This window comes from Massilia sp. CT11-108, assembly GCF_047302915.1.
Lineage (GTDB): Bacteria > Pseudomonadota > Gammaproteobacteria > Burkholderiales > Burkholderiaceae_D > Telluria > Telluria orientalis.
The window spans coordinates 1-277 of sequence record NZ_JBKYMO010001488.1; the positions used below are offsets into that span (position 1 = coordinate 1).

Annotated in this window: 1 protein-coding gene; it reads right to left on the reverse strand. The window is 53.4% G+C overall.

Features of this window, described 5'->3' with window-relative positions:
- A partial coding sequence (locus ACEN88_RS35390) for a sugar nucleotide-binding protein (protein WP_413347075.1) occupies nt 1–245 on the reverse strand: 245 nt, incomplete at its 3' end.
- Nucleotides 246–277: the final 32 nt, after the last annotated feature.

Consider the following 277-nt stretch of genomic DNA (forward strand, 5'->3'; position numbering starts at 1 on the left):
TCGCTCTCTGCGCGATCCACGTTGGTGTAGGCCGCAGCATGTATAACCAGATCCGGGTTCAGACGCCGGAACACCTGAAAGCACTGGTCCGTGTCCGTAACATCAAGCTCGCTTTGGCCCATGCTTTGCACCTCGTATCCTTTTCGAAGAAAAACATGCTGAAGCTCACGCCCCACCTGGCCCTGTGCGCCAGTGATTAATACGCGGCTCGTTCCTTGGCCAATCTGACTCCTTGCCTCGCTCATCAGATCTATTCAACTCCTCACTCTAATATAAG